The organism is Bacteroides thetaiotaomicron VPI-5482 (genome assembly GCF_000011065.1).
Taxonomy (GTDB): domain Bacteria; phylum Bacteroidota; class Bacteroidia; order Bacteroidales; family Bacteroidaceae; genus Bacteroides; species Bacteroides thetaiotaomicron.
In genome coordinates this window covers 6,167,910-6,185,851 of record NC_004663.1, presented here as the reverse complement: position 1 = coordinate 6,185,851, position 17,942 = coordinate 6,167,910, and the positions used below count along the sequence as shown (strand labels likewise).

Sequence of the window (17,942 nt, the reverse complement as noted above, 5' to 3'; positions counted from 1 at the left end):
ATTATATTACTAATCAACCGGATTGGTACATGTTATCTTCAGCGGTTTCATTAATGCCCGCCCGTTGATCACAGGATAGACACGTGTTTCGGTCGGAAAGCTGCCGGAATATTGATATTCAACGGGCATCACACCTTCTTCACGGGCTTTCACCTGACGGGGACTGGTAAACTTAAGATCTGTATTACCACCTATAACGACAAACATAAGCTGTATATCATTATCGGTATCGTTTACGTATTTCAGTTTCATTGTTTTCGTACCGCCTTTGCCTATGGTACCGAATGCCATTACTTCGAAATTCATCCAAAGTCCACTACCGTACTCATACGGATAATTCTCTGATACCGGATGTTTGCAGGGAATGACGGTGCCTTTTACCCAAATACGGTTGTAGTTGGCATTGTTATTGCTCAAAACAACTACTTCTTTACTAAAGAAGCCCGGTCGGTAGGCCGGATTGTAAGTCACTTTCACTTTACCTGTAGTATTCGGTCGGAGCGGTTCTTTAGGAAATTCAAACTGTACACAACCACAGCCGCTTGTTACTCCATTGATAGAAATAACTTTTTGACTGACATTCTTAAACTCAAATTCATGTGAAACCAGTCCATTTTCTTCCTTTATTTCTCCAAAATCAAAGACACGTTCTTCGAACACCAGTTCGTCAGAAAGAGTCTGTGCGTACGAGGCAACCAAATACAAATTAATGCAACAAATCAATATAATAAAGCGCAGCACCATACTTTTTTTCATTTAAAACAAAAGCCTCTCATAATAACTCATTAGCTATTATAAGAGACTTTCATCAATCCCGTTTATTCATTCTGATACATATCAAACTCAGACAAAACAATCCCATATCCACTACTATACGGCAATAATTCAAGTTTGACATATCGAGCACTCACAGCTCCATAGAAACGAATATATTGCGGCGTTGCACGAGAGAAAGTAACGTTTCCCTGATACTCATAATCTTCACCTCCTGTTTCACTTGTATAGACAGCGGCACTGGACAAACTATAATTACGGGAATAATACTGTAATCGAATTCCTGTTATGTTTTGGTATACGCCATTCAAATTAACAATAACGGTAGAACTGGCATCCTGAGACGGATAAGTCCTTGTATTTCCGTCGAACAGAGTTGTTCCAACATCTACACCATTGTTAGTGGCAGTCCACGCGCTTCTATCACTAATTAATGTGCCTTCCACACTCGTTGCTCCCGGAACACAATTCGTAAAAGAGGTGCTAACAGCGAGATAAGCAGAGGAATGAGTTTCACTCAATGCCGCATTCGATACCGATGTTACTTTTAGCGGTAAAAGATAACTTGTATTGACAAACTCGCTCCACTTTCCATCCTCTATTTCAATAGTAACTGAATCAGAAGAAAGCATACTTCCCGCAGGAATCACGAGTTCTTTTTTATCCAAGGTTACTTTTACCCCGTCAGGGAAAGAAGAAAATTCACCTATGGATGCACAATTATCAATATCCAAAGTAACCGTTATATCTTTAGAGGCAACTTTAGTAGAGCGTACCCCTACCTTAACTATTTCCGGTCCACTCTCTAAACTAGAGCCAATCGGTGTTCTCAACACTTCATAGACAAATGTATTTTGAGGATATTCTGTTGAAGTCCAACGGTTCACATTAATATATACATAATTTTGGTTGCTTCCTTCGATATCGTAACTTTCGTCATCACAAGACTGAAGACTAAATAATCCGACTACAACCAACAATCCTAAGATATGCATATTTATTTTCATAGCAATCATTTATTTCGTTACTCGTTACATCTGTTATTATCATCACTGTCCCATGCAATAGCACTGCTATAATTCAGATTATATGTTAATCCAGCTCCTTCATTTATTTCACGGGCAGTGTTCGTCCAATCCATATCATAGCCATGTCCTGTTGCATCTTTAAAGATGTGTCCTTCGCCTTCATTCATTTTCCAGTATGCAACCAAACCTTCTGATTGTGAATCAACGCCACAAAGATTCATCTGTAGTTCGCCTGTACTCAAAGCACGGTTCCAGACACGAACTTCAGCAATACGGCCACGAAAATACTGAGATCCGCGATATCCCGTCCACGACATTCCTAGTTCAAAACGCTGGAAATCGACCGGTTTACCATCACCATCGCCTTGTGCATCTTTCACTCCGTCTACATACATAGTCAGTTTACTGCCATCATATGTCAACGAGATCATATACCAACGATCAGTGCTAAAACGTGTACTCGATACAATACTTCCACTTGGACTTACCCACTGCAAGGCATTGATATCTAATCCATTTTCTCCAAATCGCAGCATACTTGAGCGCTGTTCGTCAGCAGAAGTGAAACTACACAGACGAGCTATACGATGCCACTCTTGAGAATAGCATTTGATCTCATAGGTGAAGTTAGACAATTCCTGTTTCTTATCATCTGAGAAAATAAAGTTACTATAAAGATTCGTATTGCTGATATTCAATGAGGTGAAATGAATAACACGAGATATCTGCAAGAAAATAGTTTTCGAAGGTTTTAATATTTCAAGTCCATCCACTTCTACCATAGTAACTGGAACTACATATACTCGCCCTTCTGCAAAGTCTTCGGTAGAAATAACTTTAACTGTAGCAGGAGTAGAAAACGCTTTACCTGCCTGAATCACAGCATCAGCATCTTCAAGAGTCACAGCGCCCTCCGGAATCGCATAATATTTAGTATTATGTTCATTATTATATGTCTCTACCAGTGACCTGTCAATGGCAAACTTCACATTTACGTCTTTATCTACTTTATCAGTAGTAGAAGCAGTGACGGCATACGAAGAAGGGGTATCTTCTACCACAAACTTGGTTACAGGAGTAGTCTCTGTCCCTGTAATAAAAGCCATATTCTTGTTATAATCAAACTTATCACCTTCTGTACAACCCAGAATGGATAAACCTAATATAACTCCCAACAAAGAATGTTTAAATATATATGTTTTCATCATGATTCTTATTTATTCATTGTTTACTCATTTACAGCAGGATTCATTATCTGAATAGCCTCCCGGAATTCATTATAAGGTATACCCGATGAAGAATAATAATTTCTTCCTAAGTAGAATACTCCACAACCGCCTTTACGGCCTTTCGACGGTTCCCAACGTGCATAGTTCATAAGTTGTCCCCCATCGGCATAGAATACTCCGAACGATTCGCAGTAAATCATCTTCTCGGGTGGAAAGTTACTGGGTTGAGTCAAGAACCCCACTTGATCACTATAAGCCTGTTGAACGATATAATCACAATAAGGTATGATGTCTGTTGGTGGTGTTCCACTAAAGTAGTCAACGATAAGCAACTTATCCGGCTGTTCGCCTTCAGGACCAAAATACTTGCCAAGTTCCTTTATCAATCTGACCAAATCGGAACCACTCCAACCTTCCCAGTCAACGTCTACTCCATCAAGTCCCGGTTCCAACACTTGATTCACAATCCATTTTGCATATGCAGCCATCGCTTCATCGTCCTTATTCTGGCTAAGATCATAATCAACCCCATCAACGGTAAACTGGTGTCTGTAATGAGAAGCATCGGCATGCATGACAAAACGTGTACCCAATTTCCGCTGGCAGTATTGCATATCCGCATATGCTATCGGATGTGTCTCTGCTGTCGGTATTCCCATCCAAAGATTTACAATATCTATACTGTCAGGCAGTCCTACCATACGTTCACCCCACGACGCGGGATCTTTATAGCCGGTCACACCTTCAATCGGTGACCACGCTTCGTAATAAGCATAACTTATCTCATGATCGCTTTTCTTGAAAGCACGCAGATTCTCAAAATACTGCTCGTCATATGTTTTCAGTTTCTGAATTTCTAACGCTTCCACATCGGTATCACAACTATAGAAAAAGAATGTTCCGATAAGGAAAGTCAGTAAACCTGTTATTTTTGTTTTCATCGTAATTAGTGTTTTTAGAATTAAACAATGTCCATTCTCCTGTTATCGGGATTTTTTGTCCCACCAGAGTTTAGTTCCACCCGTATCCTGACCACCCAAAGCCGATATACCACTGGCAACGCCGCTAGCATTGTTGATCTTCTCGTCGCGTGTATAAGGCAGACGGCGGACTTGTAACTGGGTATCAATCGTACCATTACTACTGTTTCTTACTACAGGAATAACTTCCGGATAGCCTGTACGACGATATTCACTCCAGCCTTCGGGACCGTCGGGATAATTGGCAATCCACTTCTGTGTAATGATGCGTTCCAACTGAGCTTCAAATCCGGCATTATCATCCCATGCAGGAGTAACCCTGCTGCTGAAAGTATAATTATCACTACCCACATTGTCTGCAAAAGCACCCGGAGTCGAAGTATGATCAGCCAAATAATCGTCTACACCGGCGGCATTATTCTCCTCAAACGACATGCGTACACCTTGCTCATAGAATGATTTGGCCGTTCCACCCATATCCCAGCCACGTAATGCACCTTCGGCACGCAGGAAGAACGATTCGGCAGCCGTCATCCATACTACCGGAGTAGAAGCACGGTTAATATTCAGATTAGAGATTTTATTGCCTTGATAATTGCTCATATTGCTTGTTGTGATACCAATACGTACGCCATGATATTCACCGTCATCGGCTGCTGTAAAATAAGAGCTGATTCGCGAATCATTCAGTCCGTTCAAATAGGCTACGATGGTAGCACCCGGACGACAGTCACCCGAATTGAAGTTATAGGCAATCTCGTGCAACGGATGATGATATTCCAATGAATTATGCGAAAGTTCGGCACGTTCCGCTTTACTTTCGATAAAGCCGAACATGTTTTCCATCGACTTCTTTGCCTGTGCTTCTGCCAGTGTGGGATTCGCATATGAAACACGTATAGCAAGACGCAAACGCAGTGTGTTGGCGAACTTCACCCACTTCTCTACGTCCCCCCCATATACACAGTCATAGTCACTCATCAGCTTAGCATCCACATTTCCGTTCACATAATTGCTCAATACTTCGATAGCATTATCCAGTTCTTCAAAAAACTTATTATAAACCAAATCCAATGCGTCATATAAGCTGGAAGAGCCATAGTTTACATATGGAATAGGACCAAATGTATCAGCAATACGGTGCATGCCTTCTACCTTTACGATGGTAGCCAATGCGTCAACTTCCGGCAGTTCCTGTTCAGTGGCTATTTTGTGAATACTTTGCCATGGTGCCATAATTCCGGTATAGGCATAATCAAAAGTGGCATTCACCCATTGTTCCTGAAAGTTATACTGCCCGTTATGATTGGTAGATCCTAAGGTAGCGGCAATATAGCCCGAATAAAGGTCATGCGATAAGTTCTGAGCAATCTGATAGTCAGAGTCGAGCTTGTCGCCATCATTTATGATTACAACCCGACGCAGCATTTGCGAAAAGAAAGCACCCGTCTTCAAGTTGTCTACTTCCATCATTTCCTCGGTGACTTCATTCGGATTTACGTTATCCTCATAGTCGATACACGAAATGTTATTTAATAGCATCAAAGATATCCCGAGAATGGAAAGTTTGTTCCATGATAGTATTTTATTTAATATCATATCTTCTACAATTTATAAGTTTGATTAGAAATTAACTTTCACAGAGAATCCCAAATTACGCAGACTTGGCGACATAAACATGTCGATACCTTGAAAGTAAGTGCCTGTACTTGCTGTCAGTTCCGGATCGAACGGAGCTTTTCTATAAAGGAAAAAGAGATTCTTACCGATGAAAGATACGTTCAACCCCTTAATCCAGTCCACATACTTGTTGATAGGAATATCATAGCCTAACGATAACTCAGCCAAACGGACATTAGTCGCACTGTAGGTGTACATAGAACCAATACCACCCTGAGCACCTGCACCTCCAATTTTCGTATAGTAATCTTCCGCACCGATTGGACGACCGTTAACAATGGCTCCGCCATTATCACGGGCAATAGCTGTAGCCTTTGAAGAGCCGTATGCGTCCATCGTCGCCTGTGTCTGTGATACAACTACACCACCGACACGTGCCGTGAACAGGAATCCCAATGAAAGCCCTTTGTAACTGAATGTGTTTCCCCAACCGAGGTTATACTTAGGAGCACTATTACCAGCCTTTACAAATTCATCAGGCTGAGTAACTACAACCTGGTCCGAAGGATGGACATAGATAGCTCCATGTTCGTCCGTGCGAAGCGTATTCACATAAATATCGCCGATAGATCCGCCTTCTGTCAGTATCATTTTATACATACTTGTCCCGCCCATATCAATTCTATCCAAAGAAGTAAGTTCGTGCGTATAAGGATCTTCATAGTTGCGCAGCAATTCCACCACTTTATTTCGGTTCAATGAATAGGTCAGATACGAACTCCAGCCAAAATTTCCCCATTTGTCCTCAAAGCGCAAAGACAATTCGATACCTTTATTATCTACACGACCGCCATTGACTACTTCCGATTTATAGCCGGTAGTAGAAGAAAGGGTACGTTCAAAGAACTGATTGTAGGTACGTGACTGATAGATAGATCCATCCAATCTCAAACGGTTCTTGAAGAAGACAAAGTTAAATCCGGCTTCCCATGATTTGGTACGTTCCGGCTTCAGATTGGGGTTAGGACGTCGGGACTGAGTAACAGGAACGCCATCAACCAACGCATAAGTCGGAATAGCCAGAAATACATCCGGTGAATTACCTACTTCCGAATAAGAAATACGTACTTTCATGTATGGCATAATATCCGTACTGCAACGGAATATATCTGTGATAATCCCCGAAAGACCGATAGACGGATAGAAGAAAGAACCGGTATTCGTCCCTTTGAAGGTAGATGACCAGTCGTTACGAGCCGTCACATCCAGATAAGCCATAGACTTGTAACCGATCTGAGCACTACCGAATATGGCGCGTTTTTTCAAATGATAGCCATATTGGTTGGCCAGATTCTTCTCTGAAGTATCCACGTTGCCAAAAGTAAAGAGGTTGGCTACCGACTTCAGTTTGCCTCCGAAATAATCAGACTGATAATCATTGTTTTCAAAGTTCCCACCCACATTAGCTGTTACATTTAGGGTATTATCGACAAAGTACTTATTAATATTCAGCAATAATTCACCGTATATCTGTTGATTCTCGATATTACTCTTGGAGTAATAACCGTATTTAGAAGCAAACAAAGTATTTGTTCCGGCATCATACATGCGCTCACGGCGTTCGTTGTTGCGGTCCATTTTGGCACGGGCTGTTACATTAATCCAGTCAGCAAATTCATATTTTGCCGATGCAGTTGCCATATAACGGTTCTTATGATTAGGTATTTTAATATGCTCGGTAATCCAGTATGGATTCTGTAAAGCCAGACTTGTGCTGTAAGGCCAGTACTGAGTCAGTAAATTTCGTTCCGAATCATACCGCTGATATGCCTGTACTTTGGAGAAATCATCTCCCGCAGGAAATAGATAAAGAGGTACTAACGGGTTATAATAAAGTCCCTGAGAGGTCATATTTTGTTCTTTTACAGAGCTAAGCATAAAACTCAGGTCAAGAGTCAGCTTATCTTTCAGCATCTTGGCAACATTACGGACAGTGACATTGTAACGTTCGTAGTCATTATTATGGATAATACCTTTGGCATTGGTAGTACCTAAAGATAAGTAAGTCTGATTCTTGTCAGTACCTGTAGAAAGACTGGCAGCATTTGTTACATTCACACCTGTCTGAAAGAAGTCTTTAGGATCATAGCTGCTCAGCGTATTCAATTTACTGCCCCAGCTGTAGTAACTACCCACTTCTGTCTGCCCATAAGTATTTTGAAATTCGGGCAAGACAAGAGGAGCGGAGAAAGTCGTATTATTGGATATGCTGACTGAAGTACGTCCTTCCCTACCTTTTTTAGTAGTAATCATCACAACACCATTGGCAGCGGCACTACCGTAAAGAGCTGCAGCTGACGGTCCACTCAAAACAGAGATACTCTCTATATCCTCGGGATTCAGACCGGAAATAGGATCACCGGACTGACCGGCACCTTCGTATGAGTCCGTAGGCTGTGTAGAAGCGGCACTCATATCACTCATCGGGATACCATCAACCACATAAAGAGCATTGTTATTACCATTCAATGATTTGGTTCCACGCATCACTACACGTGAAGAGCCACCGACACCAGCTGAAGATGAGTTAATTGTAACACCCGCAACTTTACCGTTCAGATTATTGACGAAGTTGGCATCTGCAATGCGTGTAATCTCGGCATTGCTTACTTGCTGTACATTGTATGACAAAGATTTAGCTTCCTTCTTGATACCCAATGCAGTAACAACGACTTCATTCAGTACTTCTGTATCTTCTGTCAGCACAATATTCAGAACTTGGGCATTCTGTACCTTTACTGTTTTCGTGGCATATCCCACATAAGAAATTTCCAGAATATCTCCTTTCCTGGTCTGTAGCGTAAAGTTTCCGTTTATATCGGTGATAGTACCGACCGTAGAATCTTTCACTTTCACATTCACACCGATCAAGGGATCTCCGCCAGCATCTTTCACAACTCCTTTTATTTGGATTTGTCCTTCCTGCTGAACAAGTTGCATTTTATTAGTCGATAAAATAATCTGCTTGTCAACTACGGTATACGTAATATCGGTCCCCTTAAAAATATCATCTAGAATATCCAGAATCTTACCTGATTTATTTCTCACAGAAACAATACGATTCTTCTGAATCGTTTTGTCATTGTAAAGGAAAACATAATCGGAAGCTTCTTCTATTTTATTCAGTACCTGTTCTACAGATACATTGTTCATAGAAATGGCAACATGCGTCCGTTGAGCATAGCCATTCTCTGCAGATAGTTGTAAAACGACTGCAAAAAGTAGTGCCAGACTAATCCTCATAACTAAAGGTAGTTTTAGATTTAAAGCATATTTAGGATATAATGCAATAAATGAATGATTTTTTTTCATACATTTGCGGTTAACTAAAGTTTATTACTATAATGAACTGTGGTTTGATTCCGGTTAGCGTTTGCAAGACTCCTTACCGCGAATCTGAAAAATTGGGGGAAGACAGCTGTTGGTAGCAGCTTTCTTCCTTTTTTTACGATCTTTGTGTTATCTCATAGGCTATTCTCATTTTTATGGTTACTAATATAAATCTACTATTATCTTTTTCTTTGTGAATGTATCATCTGCCTGTTGTACCGCCTCCTCAGTTCTCCACTTCAAGGCAGCAGACTTAGCCAGATAATCCAATATCTGTGGCAGTGTTTCATTACGGAAGGTCGCACGATATTTATATTCTTTTCCCGATATATTATTAAACTGAATATCTACATTAAAATGCCGTGCCAGCCGTTTGAATATTTCACCCAACTCGGCATTGCGGAATATCAACTTACCGTCTTTCCATGCCACCTTTTCATAAACATCCACTTTTCCCTTCAACAATTTCTGATCTACCTTATTATAAAGCAATCGTTCTCCTGGAGCTAACTGAACTGTTGTTTTTCCGTCCGGTGAAATAACGTTTACTTTACCCTTTTCTAATACCGTTTCTATACTATTATCATCTTCGTAAGCATTCACATTAAATTTGGTTCCGTACACATAGACACTTAACCCGGCAGGAGTATTGACGTAAAAAGGCCGTTTCCTGTCCGCTTCTACTTCAAAATAGGCTTCACCTTTTAATTCAACATTACGATTATCTTTCTTAAAAACGGTAGGATAACGTAAAGTACTACCGGAGTTTAACCAGACAACCGAATGGTCAGGAAGTTCGTAACGAATGACTGAACCTGTAGCCGCCATGACTTCTGCATACTTCTCTTCAGTATCCGTTGCTCCCCAATATAAATATCCCAAAATCAAAGAAGAAAGTAATAAAGGTATAGTCAAGAATGCAGCATAACGCATCAACTGATTATACATACTCCTTCTTCTGTTTGTCTTTATTTGGGTCTGTGCTTGTTGATAGGCACCCATTACATCAATAGACTCCATTTCCTTAATATCCTCTCCTAATGCCTGCGCTTTTCGGAGCAATGATTCCGGATTCATATTTTCCATATTCTCTTTCAAAATCTTATCTTTTAATTGCAATTACACTAATAGTACAACTGAGGTAATCGAAAAGGGACAGGTATAACATACTTTTTTTTATTTTATTTTTTAAGCTATCTTATTTTCCACAGCTTCATACCAAAAACAAAAAAAGAAAGAAAATTTTAGGAAATGCTGATTTTCTTATTATATATTTGCAGTAAAATGAAAAACTACAGAATCTCAAAATAATGAAAATATCTTTTTCCAGACAGACTAAAGAAAGAGCTTTCAAACAACTTTACGAGGATTATTATGCCCCTTTCTGCCTGTATGCAAAAAGATTTGTAGATGATAAAGAAGTCCGCGAGGACATTGTTTCGGATGTATTCACCTCCCTATGGGACAAGTTGGATACCGACTCTTTCGATTTGCAATCAGAGACAGCATTGGGATATATAAAAATGTGTGTAAAAAACAGCTGTTTGAACTTTCTGAAACATCAGGAGTATGAATGGAGTTATGCCGAAAATATCCAAAAGAAAGCTCCTCTATATGAAACAGAAACAGATAGTGTATATACACTTGATGAGTTATACCGAATGCTATACGAAACATTAAATAAGCTTCCGGAAAACTATCGCACCGTATTTATGAAAAGTTTCTTTGAAGGCAAAACACATGCGGAAATTGCCGAAGAAATGAATCTCAGCGTAAAATCCATTAATCGGTATAAACAAAAAACAATGGAACTCCTGCGGAACGAGTTGAAAGATTACCTCCCGCTGTTTTTATTATTCCTGTCTCCCGAGCAACTGTAAGCTCTCTGCTAAAACACGGCACTCTTTACGATTAATCTTCCCATTTCCCGTTTGAGGAATATGATTTACCGTATAAATATATTTAGGACGATAATAAGATGCTAAGACTGATTCCAATTTAGTCCCTAGCGCACTTATCTCCATCTGCCCTTCTATCAATAAAGTAACAGCCTGCCCCAAACGCCGATCCGGAACGGAAGTGATCACAAACGGTACAGGGATAGACGACTGAAGTAACCTTTCGATCTCTTCTGCCTGCACTTTAATTCCTCCGCTATTGATTACATTATCCTTTCTTCCCAGAATCGTAAAACTACCGTCCGGATAAATGCGGGCAATATCATTTGTCTGCAGAGTATCATCGCAAACAAGCGGAGCATTAATCATCAAAGTATTTTCTGAAGACAAAAACAACTCTACGGATGAAAAAGGATAATAACGATCGGATGCTGCTGCGCCATTCAGACGGCGAAGAGCGATGTGAGAAAGGGTTTCCGTCATCCCGTAAGTTGAATAAACAGCATTGGACAGATTTCTGATTTTTTCCTCTAAAGCCTTGTCAACTGCTCCGCCTCCTATAATTAAAATCTCCGTTTGCTTTAATTTCTCTTTCTCTTCGGGTATCTGAAATGTATTATACACCTGCAAAGGCACCATAGCCGCAAACCTTAAAGGAGTGTCCACATCTGCCAATGGATGACCGGAAGCCCGACGTACTATAAGATTCAACCCGGCAATCAAAGAACGGACGACTACCATCATCGCCCCGATATAGCGAAGGTTCATACACAATAATGCCGTTTCACCCTGCTTTAAATCCAGAAACTCACAAGTCAGGCGTGCACTCTGTATCATCTGATCTTTGCGAACAAGCAATTCTTTAGGTGCCCCCGTAGAACCGGAAGTATGTACAGTGATCACAGGATCATCATTAAACCATTCGTTTAGAAAAAGATACAAGTCCCATATAGCAGAAGGGTGGTTTCCCTCACCTTCTGCTACAAGGCTATGTATATCGCCCGGAGTATATTCCTTTCCCTCCAGCAACAAACGCTGTTTTTGTCGGTCGAATATCATCATTTACAAAACCACAAACAATCTTTTCTGATTTCAAGAGGCATCTCTACATTATCTGTAAAGAGTAACCCGGTGCCTAACCCTTGCGGCAATGGATTCTGAAAAGTAGCACACCATTGAGCGATAGCATTCAGACCGATATTAGACTCCAGAGCAGAAGTTATCCACCAACCGATATTCAGTTTCTCCGCTTCTGCAATCCACTCCTCGCCACCGGCTAATCCGCCATGAAGAGAAGGTTTGATAATAATATATTGCGGACGGATAGCCGAAAGTAATCTTTGCTTTTCTTCCCAGGTATTATAGCCTATCAGTTCCTCATCCAAAGCTATCGGCAAAGGAGATTCGGAAGTAAGACGTGCCATTTCTTCCCATTGTCCGGCACGAATGGGCTGTTCTATCGAATGTAAGTCCAGTTCGGACAAGCGTTTCAATTTCTCCATCGCATCTGTTGGTGAGAATGCTCCGTTGGCATCTACACGCAATTCTATTTCTTTAGAAGAATAGTGAGAGCGGATATGTTGGAGTAAAGCCAGTTCTTCTTCAAAGTTGATGGCACCGATCTTCAACTTTATACAGCGGAATCCCGCCTCCATCTTCTTCTCTATCTGAGCAAGCATTCTATTGAAGTCACCCATCCAGATAAGCCCGTTTATCGGAATACCTGCTTCCCCACGTGAGAAGGGTGTATCCCACAAAGCCCAGCTTCCTTCAAAAAAGTGACGAATGGCTGTCTCCAAGCCAAAAAGGATGGAAGGGTACTTGCATAGAGCTTCCATGTCCAGCTTACCTCCCTGATTCTCTACCTGCCGGCAGATTTTAGCCAGCACTTCCTCGTAATCGGGAAGATCATCACAGCTAAGATTTGGCAGAGGAGCGCACTCCCCGATCCCTACCCAATTGGGAAATTCGGGAGCAGTAAAATGAAGATACCAGACTTTTCGCGTTGTGTATGTGCCTCGTGAAGTTCCGGCCGGCTGCTTGAAATGAAGCACCCGCGGAATAATGTCTATTTTGCAATCCATTGTTTAAGGGAACTTCGGATATTTCTTAAAGTTAGGTTTACGTTTCTCCAGAAATGCATTCTTTCCTTCCTGAGCCTCATCCGTCAGATAGTAAAGCAAGGTCGCATCCCCTGCCAGCTCCTGAATACCTGCCTGGCCGTCCAGTTCGGCATTCAATCCGGCTTTAATCATCCGCAAGGCCAACGGACTGAGCAGCATCATTTCTTCCGCCCATTGCACATACTCATCCTCCAGTTGCTCCAATGGAACTACTTTATTCACCAATCCCATATCCAACGCTTCCTGCGCATTGTATTTCCGGCAAAGGAACCATATCTCACGTGCCTTCTTCTGACCGACGACACGAGCCAGATAAGAGGCTCCGAAACCTGCATCAAAGCTACCTACGCGAGGACCGGTCTGTCCGAAGATCGCATTCTCCGAAGCAATCGATAAATCGCAAACTACATGAAGCACGTGTCCGCCACCAATGGCAAATCCATTTACGGCAGCAATTACCGGTTTCGGAATGCTGCGGATTTGTTTCTGTACATCCAGAACACTCAGACGGGGAACACCGTCCTTGCCGATATAGCCGCCACGCCCTTTCACATTCTGGTCACCGCCCGAACAGAAAGCCTTGTCACCAGCTCCCGTAATCACGATCACATCAATATCCGCTTCTTCCCGGCAAATGCGCAATGCGTCACTCATTTCAGCCGTTGTAGTCGGAGTAAATGCATTTCGATAGCGTTCACGGTTAATGGTGATGCGGGCAATCCCATTATAGTAATCAAAGAGGATATCTTCGTATTCTCTGATGGTTGTCCATTCTCTTTGTGTTGACATAATCTATTTTTGTTTTAGTTGATGATAATAATCTTTCAGTATACGTGCATCTTTATTTTTATTGCTGAATACTTCCATCAGAACCGGTTGTTCCATGGCTTCCGGTTGTGTGAAGGTTTTCATCGCTTCGGCAAGCTGTTCTTCATTCTCTACCCGTTGATAAAGGAATCCGCGTTCTTCCGCCCATCCTTTGGCAGATGTCTTGTGAACGGCTGTAATATACTTGTGCGATGTACCCGACATATCCAGTCCGGGTAATGTATGGAAAATCTCCCCTCCTCCGTTATTCAGCAAAAGAATGCGTAGATTGGGACGGACATTGATGTTCCACAAAGCATTCATATCATAAAAGAAACTAAGGTCACCTATAACTATAAAATTTAGTTTATCCGAACCGGCGGCATATCCCACTGCCGTGGACAACGAGCCTTCGATGCCGCTTGTACCCCGATTACAGCATACCTCAATCGTAGAAGGAACCTGGTATAACTGAGCATAGCGGATAACAGAACTATTTGCCAGATGCAATGCACATGATTCCGGCAATGCTTTTATCAAAGCACCGATAGCCGACATTTCCGAATATCCGAACTCCGGTTCGGGAATGGTCTTGCAATAATTCTCCCATACACGGGGATACTCCGGCACGCGGTTATCCAGCAATGGAGCTATTTTCTCCAGAAACTCAAACGGGTCCATTTCGATGACGGTAGTCAGAGAACCGTAAAGGTCAACCACTTCTCCATCAGCAGACACATGCCAATGTTCTTTAGGCGGATGCTGCCGAAGATATTTTTTCAACCGCTTGGAAACCACATGTCCGCCATAAGTAATCAATAACTCGGGAGTCATCTGGCCGGTTTTCTCTTCGGGCATCGCATAAAGCGCCGCATCAAAATTCTTCACTGGAATACCGGGTACTGTCTGATTACCGATATGCTCGGTCAGCCACACGAAATGTTTATATAACAATTTGGTATGCCGTTTCTCAAACAAGTAAATCAAGTTCATCTGTCCGACAATAATCATCCGCTTCTGATATCTGTTCAAGCGTTCGATCAGGTCATTGTAATCCCGGTCGTATACATTCAGCCCCTGATAGCGCGTAATGACACGTACTTCGGGAAGCGACTCCACCGTAAACTGGAACAAAGGTTCGGATATAGGAATATTAATATGTACCGGACCTTTTCCATGATGGTTGGTTTCCAGCAAGGCTTCATTCACCAAGCGGTTACAGTACCATTCATCCTCTTCTGTCTGAATCTCCGGAAGGTTTACCGACTTCTTCACCAATGTCTGAAAAACACCGGGCTGCGGCAATGTCTGTCCCGCCATCTGTCCAATCCAGGCAGCAGGCCGATCGGCAGAGATAACAACTAAAGGTATATTCTGATAATACGCTTCTGCCACAGCAGGATGAAGATTGAGCAACGCTGTACCGGAAGTACAGCAAACGGCAGCAGGATGCCCGCCATTCAGCGCAAGACCAATCGCAAAATAACCGGCACTCCGTTCATCCGTCATAGCATAACAAGTAAAACCCGGATGAGTAGACAGCGTATGCACAATAGGTGCATTACGGCTACCGGGACATAACACTACTTTCGTAATTCCATGCGCCTCAAGCAGCGCGACCAACTGGAGTATATTTTTCTTGTCCGAATACATATTGATAGTGATTAGCTTGTTAGTGATTCATCATTATTGGAGCAGACACAAGAATACGCCTCATGGTCTGCAATTTCTTTTCCGTTTCCTGCCATTCATCATTCAACTCTGAAGAGGCTAACAATCCGCCACCGGCATACAGTGTCAATTGCTCGTCTTCAATGTGCATGCAACGCAGATTCACATACAAATCTGTGCGTCCCTCCGGATCGAGCCAACCGATAAAACCGGAATAATACTTACGATCGTACCCTTCATTTTCCAAAATGAACCGGTAGGCTTCTTCTTTAGGCAGTCCGCACACGGCAGGAGTCGGATGCAGGACTTTCAGAAGGTCTCCCAGATTTTTATTATCTTTCAAAGAGAAATGGAAATCAGTTTTCAGATGTGACAAGGCACCGGCATAAGCCGGATAAGGTCCGCTCTCTGTGGAGCGAATGCCCAGCGAAAGAAGCTGCCGACGGATATAGGACGCCACATAATCCTGCTCCTGACGGTTTTTGTCATCCCATACTTGCGGAAGTTTACCATTCTGCAAAGGTTGAGTTCCTGCCAGGGCAACTGTGTTCCATTCATTTTTTTCGCCCGACAATATAATTTCGGGGGTACTTCCCAGCCACACGCCCGTCTGAGGAGTATAACACAGATAGATATAGGAATGAATATAACGTTGACAAGCTGCACGAAAAACAGCTGAAGGGGAAAACTCCGGATTCTTTCCAATAGTGAGACTACGGGAAAGCACCAGTTTATCAAAGGTAGCATCACGCAAGGCTTCAATAAATGTATGAAAACAGGTCGCATACTTCCCAGTACAAAGGGTATGAAAAGATTCCTCCGGATAACTTTGCAAGTCCTGCTCTTCCTCTGCCACGATTTCCATAGGCAACGGTTGTCCAGTCCTGTCGGACTGTATCAACACAATCGGACATGACTTATCTATACGGAACGGAGCAATCACAAATCCTCTTTGTCCATTCAGTTCTTTCAAATCGAAAATCAAGCGGACAGCTCCGACATCTTCTGTCAACAGACGAGGATACTTCTCCCCGGGAACACGATAAACAGCAAAGGGCTGTTTCCGCTGAATAAGTGCATCAATAGTTGTCAAGTTACTTTTTTCGTCAATCATCTTTTTTTCATCACACTGTTGACCACCCGTATAGAGGACACCAGTTTATTGGTTGAAGTAAAAACGTCCACATTCCATACATGGGAGGAACGTCCTTTGTGTACAATCGTCGCTACTGCACGTACTGTATCACCTTCGTGCGCAGAAGATATATGATTTCCGCTGACCTGCATTCCTACCACAATTTCATCCGGCTGACAGAGAATCATCGAGCCGAGTCCGGCAACTGTTTCTCCCAATGCAAGCGTAGCTCCACCGTGCAAAATACCGAACGGCTGACGGGTACGGTGATCTACCGGCATCGTCGCCTCTACACGGTCTTCGTCGGCATATGTATATTGGATACCCAGATTACCCATCAATGCGTGACGCGCCTGTGCATTCAACTGGTCCAAAGGAATCTCTGCAGCGCGAACTTCCGCTATTATCGCCTTTTCGACAGCCAGAGCCACTCCGTCTTCCTCATTGGAAGCTGTCACATAATCCGCACAGACCTTTACCGAATCCTGCGAATGCCCCATCGCCACTCCCAGTCCTGCCAGCTGAATCATCGTTACATCGCACACACCGTCTCCTATAGCGATGACTTCTTCACGCTTCACATCCAGTTCTTCCAATAAAGCTCCCAATGTGTTGGCTTTATCAATCGCACACGGCACTACTTCCAGAAAATAAGGTTCGGAACGGAAAACATCCAAAGCTCCGTTCAACCGTCTCTTCCAGTGTCCTTCCAGACTAACCAACGCTTCCTCGTCATCGCTGACAAGCATACACTTACACGGAGCAAAGTCAATTGCTACAGAAAATTCCTCTTCCTTGATCACTTTCAAATTATTCAAGCGAGCTTCATTCTGGATATGTTCATTCTCCGGAGTGTCAGTAATGATCGTATCATCATGGTAAGTGAACAGTGCGAAATTATTTTTTCTTGCCTTCTTTTCCAGATAAGGCAACATTTCCGGATTAATCCTCCGCTCAAACAGTATTTCTCCGTTTTGAGCATTAATTATCTGGCAACCATTATAAGAAAGGATATAACCTCCATAATTTCCGAGTTCTAGGGATTTGGCTAAAGGCATCAGACCGTAAGTCGGTCGGCCGGATGCCAACACGATACGTACTCCCATCTGCTGAACTTTCAGCAAAGCAGCCAATGTACGTTTACTAATTTCTTTTGCATCATTGAGAAGCGTTCCGTCTACATCAAGAACTAATAATTTATACTTCATGGACACACGATTTTGATTTAGATTACAAAGGTAGGAAATTGAGTGAACGACTGAAAGCGGAAAGAGATAAAAATTACTT

General features: G+C 42.4%; 14 protein-coding genes. 1 reads left to right on the top strand and 13 read right to left on the bottom strand.

The window, feature by feature from the left end:
- Positions 1–9 precede the first annotated feature (9 nt).
- The 7 genes from BT_RS23740 to BT_RS23710 form a co-directional block, all read right to left on the bottom strand.
- A complete protein-coding gene (locus BT_RS23740; protein WP_011109394.1) occupies positions 10–756 on the bottom strand; it encodes a DUF1573 domain-containing protein in 747 nt (248 codons plus the stop codon).
- Positions 757–818: 62 nt separating this feature from the next.
- Positions 819–1,769: a BT_3987 domain-containing protein gene (locus BT_RS23735; protein WP_225011845.1), complete on the bottom strand. Its 951-nt coding sequence runs from the start codon at positions 1,767–1,769 to the stop codon at positions 819–821.
- 29 nt (positions 1,770–1,798) lie between these two features.
- The gene (locus tag BT_RS23730; RefSeq protein WP_225011847.1) at positions 1,799–3,010 is read right to left on the bottom strand and encodes a DUF1735 and LamG domain-containing protein; all 1,212 of its coding nucleotides are present in this window, start codon (positions 3,008–3,010) and stop codon (positions 1,799–1,801) included.
- A 20-nt stretch (positions 3,011–3,030) separates the two neighbouring features.
- Complete coding sequence (locus BT_RS23725) at positions 3,031–3,972, bottom strand: endo-beta-N-acetylglucosaminidase family protein (protein WP_008766777.1); 942 nt, start codon at positions 3,970–3,972, stop codon at positions 3,031–3,033.
- A gap of 42 nt (positions 3,973–4,014) precedes the next feature.
- Positions 4,015–5,610, bottom strand: coding sequence for a RagB/SusD family nutrient uptake outer membrane protein (locus tag BT_RS23720; protein WP_008766778.1), 1,596 nt, complete (start codon positions 5,608–5,610; stop codon positions 4,015–4,017).
- Between the two features lie 24 nt (positions 5,611–5,634).
- Complete coding sequence (locus tag BT_RS23715; protein WP_008766779.1) at positions 5,635–8,934, bottom strand: TonB-dependent receptor; 3,300 nt, start codon at positions 8,932–8,934, stop codon at positions 5,635–5,637.
- Between the two features lie 249 nt (positions 8,935–9,183).
- On the bottom strand, positions 9,184–10,107 hold the full coding sequence (locus BT_RS23710; RefSeq protein WP_008766780.1) for a FecR family protein: 924 nt from the start codon (positions 10,105–10,107) through the stop codon (positions 9,184–9,186).
- 224 nt (positions 10,108–10,331) lie between these two features.
- On the opposite strand from BT_RS23710, the gene BT_RS23705 reads away from it, so the two are divergent.
- Positions 10,332–10,901 (top strand): RNA polymerase sigma-70 factor, encoded by a 570-nt coding sequence (locus BT_RS23705; protein ID WP_011109391.1) that lies wholly within the window; start codon positions 10,332–10,334, stop codon positions 10,899–10,901.
- On the opposite strand, the gene BT_RS23700 is transcribed toward BT_RS23705, so the two are convergent.
- The 6 genes from BT_RS23700 to BT_RS23675 are packed head-to-tail and all read right to left on the bottom strand — an operon-like array spanning position 10,875 to position 17,863.
- Positions 10,875–11,978, bottom strand: a complete 1,104-nt coding sequence (locus BT_RS23700; protein ID WP_008766781.1) for an AMP-binding protein — start codon at positions 11,976–11,978, stop codon at positions 10,875–10,877. The two genes, BT_RS23705 and BT_RS23700, sit on opposite strands and share 27 nt — an antisense overlap.
- On the bottom strand, positions 11,978–13,003 hold the full coding sequence (locus BT_RS23695) for an o-succinylbenzoate synthase (protein WP_008766782.1): 1,026 nt from the start codon (positions 13,001–13,003) through the stop codon (positions 11,978–11,980). Before BT_RS23695 ends, BT_RS23700 begins: the two co-directional genes overlap by 1 nt.
- Before the next feature lie 3 nt (positions 13,004–13,006).
- A complete protein-coding gene (gene menB, locus BT_RS23690; RefSeq protein WP_008760413.1) occupies positions 13,007–13,831 on the bottom strand; it encodes a 1,4-dihydroxy-2-naphthoyl-CoA synthase in 825 nt (274 codons plus the stop codon).
- 3 nt (positions 13,832–13,834) lie between these two features.
- Complete coding sequence (menD, locus tag BT_RS23685; protein WP_008766783.1) at positions 13,835–15,502, bottom strand: 2-succinyl-5-enolpyruvyl-6-hydroxy-3-cyclohexene-1-carboxylic-acid synthase; 1,668 nt, start codon at positions 15,500–15,502, stop codon at positions 13,835–13,837.
- Positions 15,503–15,521: 19 nt separating this feature from the next.
- Positions 15,522–16,634, bottom strand: a complete 1,113-nt coding sequence (locus BT_RS23680; protein WP_008760411.1) for an isochorismate synthase — start codon at positions 16,632–16,634, stop codon at positions 15,522–15,524.
- Positions 16,631–17,863: a Cof-type HAD-IIB family hydrolase gene (locus BT_RS23675; RefSeq protein ID WP_008760410.1), complete on the bottom strand. Its 1,233-nt coding sequence runs from the start codon at positions 17,861–17,863 to the stop codon at positions 16,631–16,633. The genes BT_RS23680 and BT_RS23675 overlap by 4 nt, the downstream gene beginning before the upstream one ends.
- Positions 17,864–17,942: the final 79 nt, after the last annotated feature.

Excerpts from the sequence above, each read along its gene's own strand:
- BT_RS23700 (WP_008766781.1), bottom strand. The coding sequence starts at position 11,978 with ATGATATTCGACCGACAAAAACAGCGTTTGTTGCTGGAGGGAAAGGAA.
- BT_RS23680 (WP_008760411.1), bottom strand. The coding sequence starts at position 16,634 with ATGATTGACGAAAAAAGTAACTTGACAACTATTGATGCACTTATTCAG.
- BT_RS23720 (WP_008766778.1), bottom strand. The coding sequence starts at position 5,610 with ATGATATTAAATAAAATACTATCATGGAACAAACTTTCCATTCTCGGG.
- BT_RS23735 (WP_225011845.1), bottom strand. The coding sequence starts at position 1,769 with ATGCATATCTTAGGATTGTTGGTTGTAGTCGGATTATTTAGTCTTCAG.
- menB (WP_008760413.1), bottom strand. The coding sequence starts at position 13,831 with ATGTCAACACAAAGAGAATGGACAACCATCAGAGAATACGAAGATATC.
- BT_RS23705 (WP_011109391.1), top strand. The coding sequence starts at position 10,332 with ATGAAAATATCTTTTTCCAGACAGACTAAAGAAAGAGCTTTCAAACAA.
- menD (WP_008766783.1), bottom strand. The coding sequence starts at position 15,502 with ATGTATTCGGACAAGAAAAATATACTCCAGTTGGTCGCGCTGCTTGAG.
- BT_RS23715 (WP_008766779.1), bottom strand. The coding sequence starts at position 8,934 with ATGAGGATTAGTCTGGCACTACTTTTTGCAGTCGTTTTACAACTATCT.
- BT_RS23730 (WP_225011847.1), bottom strand. The coding sequence starts at position 3,010 with ATGATGAAAACATATATATTTAAACATTCTTTGTTGGGAGTTATATTA.
- BT_RS23725 (WP_008766777.1), bottom strand. The coding sequence starts at position 3,972 with ATGAAAACAAAAATAACAGGTTTACTGACTTTCCTTATCGGAACATTC.
- BT_RS23740 (WP_011109394.1), bottom strand. The coding sequence starts at position 756 with ATGAAAAAAAGTATGGTGCTGCGCTTTATTATATTGATTTGTTGCATT.
- BT_RS23710 (WP_008766780.1), bottom strand. The coding sequence starts at position 10,107 with ATGGAAAATATGAATCCGGAATCATTGCTCCGAAAAGCGCAGGCATTA.
- BT_RS23675 (WP_008760410.1), bottom strand. The coding sequence starts at position 17,863 with ATGAAGTATAAATTATTAGTTCTTGATGTAGACGGAACGCTTCTCAAT.
- BT_RS23695 (WP_008766782.1), bottom strand. The coding sequence starts at position 13,003 with ATGGATTGCAAAATAGACATTATTCCGCGGGTGCTTCATTTCAAGCAG.